The organism is Phytohabitans aurantiacus (genome assembly GCF_027923225.1).
In the GTDB taxonomy this organism is placed as follows: domain Bacteria; phylum Actinomycetota; class Actinomycetes; order Mycobacteriales; family Micromonosporaceae; genus Phytohabitans; species Phytohabitans aurantiacus.
Genome location: NZ_BSDI01000119.1, coordinates 1 through 2,489, shown reverse-complemented (window position 1 = coordinate 2,489; position 2,489 = coordinate 1). Strand labels below are relative to the sequence as shown.

The following is a 2,489-nucleotide window of genomic DNA, read 5'->3' as shown; positions in this document are numbered from 1 at the left end:
CCTCTGGCGTGGCGGTATGGCGGGCAGTGTCTGCCCCGCGTCTCGGTCCGCGTTTGCTCCCGCGTCTCGGAGAGGGGAAACCCGACGAACCAAGAACCGGTGCCATGTTCCGGTGGTGGCCGTCTCACGGTTGATCGGTTGATGTTCTGGTGGTGGAGAGCTGCGCCCGCCGTACCGCGGTGATCACGTCTGGACCGTCAGCCTTCAACGCGCCGAACAGGCCGAGCCGCTCACGTCACCGTGAGCGACGCCGGCAGCCGGACAAGGCGGGTTCAGCGTCGCGACCCGCCTCCCGGTACGACGGGACGGGTCAGCGTTGGGCGGTAACGATGTCGATCAGGCTGGTGAAGCTGTCGTCACCGTGTCCGGCGGTCTGACCTCGTCGGAAGATTTCCAGCAGGGCATCCGGTAGCGCGGGGTCGACCCGCGAATCTCGGGTGGTGTGCGCGACGTGCTCGACGCTTGCCATGCCCATGGCGAGCCGGTCGACGTCGCCGGGGTGTTCGCCGGCGTCGATCCGGTCGGTGTAGAACTCAAGGAAGTACTCCAGGTTCAAGGCGAGCTTGGCGTATGGCAGCATCTCCTTCGCGCTGATGCCGTTGGCCCTGGCCAGCGCCAGGGCGTGCAGCCAGCCGAGCATGCTCGTCCAGAACATGTCCATGTTGAGCTGGTAGTAGAGCGCGGCCAGACCGGGATCGTCGCCCCGGTAGTCGGTTGCGGTGAGCACCTCCAGGGTCTCCCGATGAGCCTCGAACGCCTCACGTGGGCCGCTATAGAACGTCGACGAACCCGGCTTTCCGATACCGGGCGGCGGGACCAGGACGCCGCCGGTCACCTGGGTGGCGCCGTGTTCCGCGGCCCATCGCGCCGCCGTACGGGCCTGATCCGGGGTGTCCGAGCTGAGGTTGACCAACACCCGCCCAGCAAGTGCGGTCGTGGCCGAACCGAGCACGTCGTACACCGCGGCGTAGTCGGTCAGGCTCAAGACCACCAGTTCATTGGCGGCCAACGCCGCCTGGATGGTGTCCGCCCGGACGGCGCCCCGCGCGACCAGGTCGTCGGCCTTGCTCTCGGTCCGGTTCCACACCGTCACCGCGTGGCCGTTGTCCAGAAACGCGCCGACCATCGCTCGCCCCATCGGGCCGAGACCGATCACGGTCACCGGCTGCTTGTTCATTGCCACAACCTCTCTAGAACGAACGCTCTATCTAGCAACCGGAACACTAGCACGAACCTAGAACGAACGCTCTATCCGGTAGAGTGGGGCTAGTGAAGAGGGCGACGACGGACGAGCCGGGCAGCGGCCTGGGCACTCGCGAGCGGATCGTTCGCACCGCATCCCGGCTGATGCAGCGGCAAGGCTACGACGGGACCGGGATCAAACAGATCTCCCAGGAGGCCGGCGCCACCCTCGGGTCGGTCTACCACTTCTTCCCGGGTGGCAAGCAGGAGTTGGCGGTCCAGGCCATCCGGCACGGCGACCACGAGTTCGCGGAGTTCCTGACCCGAATGCTGGACAGCAGGCCAGACCCGGCCGAGGCGGTCGAGACCACCGCTCGTGCCCTCGCCCGAGACCTGCGCCGCTCAGACTGGGTCGACGGCTGCCCGGTCACCGCCACCGCGCTCGGTACCGCCGCTCGGGCACCCGACATCCAGCACGCCGCCGCCGAGGCGTTCGCGCGCTGGCGCGCCCTCGTAGCGGCGAAACTCCAAAAGGCCGGCTTCGACGCCGCAGAGGCCCACGACCTCGCACACACGGTGATCAGCACTCTCGAAGGAGCCGAACTCGCCGCCCAAGTCTCCCGCAACGAGACACCGTTACGACTGGCCGGAACCCACCTCGCCCGGCTGATCCGGACCTACCACAACGCCACGCCATAACGAGACCAGATCCCACAACCGGCGTCTCGGTGCGCGTTTGCTCCCGCGTCTCATTGAGGGCAAGTCCGCCAAGAACCGGATGCATATCGAACTCCGGGTGGCGGGTCCAGGCCCTTTGGGATATGGCCGCGAGGGTAGCGACGAACACCTCGACCGTCGCAGCATCACACCGGCCCAGACCGCCGCGGGTGCCAGGGCCGTTGCGTGTTCGGCCGGCGGTGGCTTGAGCTGGGGTGTTCGGGGTGATTGACCTCTGTGGAGGGTGCATGAGGCGGGTGAGATCACCTAGGTGAGTCAAGTCGGCATGGGGCGCGGTGCCGGAATCACTTCTGGTCCGTTTCCCCATGCCGCTCGCCGAACCCGCCGTACCAGTCTCCCGGTAACGGGCTCTCCACGGAGTCTGCCGTTGGTGTCACACAGCGGTAGCCCATGGGCTGGGGATCTTGTCGCCCCGGTACTGGTACCGCGTGATCGGCACCTTGGCCAGGTTGAACAACTCGATCCCGTCCGCCGTCTGTCAACGACGGCTGAAAACTGAGCAGGTTGCGACGGCTGAAAACTGAGCACCTGGGTTGATGGTTTGTCCTACTTGTTGCGGTCTTTAGCGA

2 protein-coding genes are annotated in these 2,489 nt (G+C 66.5%); one reads left to right on the top strand and one right to left on the bottom strand.

The window, feature by feature from the left end:
* Window positions 1–310 precede the first annotated feature (310 nt).
* Complete coding sequence (locus tag QMG73_RS46005; RefSeq protein WP_281906484.1) at window positions 311–1,177, bottom strand: NAD(P)-dependent oxidoreductase; 867 nt, start codon at window positions 1,175–1,177, stop codon at window positions 311–313.
* Between the two features lie 92 nt (window positions 1,178–1,269).
* Between QMG73_RS46005 and QMG73_RS46000 the strand changes: the two genes are divergently transcribed.
* Window positions 1,270–1,881: a TetR/AcrR family transcriptional regulator gene (locus tag QMG73_RS46000; protein ID WP_281906483.1), complete on the top strand. Its 612-nt coding sequence runs from the start codon at window positions 1,270–1,272 to the stop codon at window positions 1,879–1,881.
* Window positions 1,882–2,489: the final 608 nt, after the last annotated feature.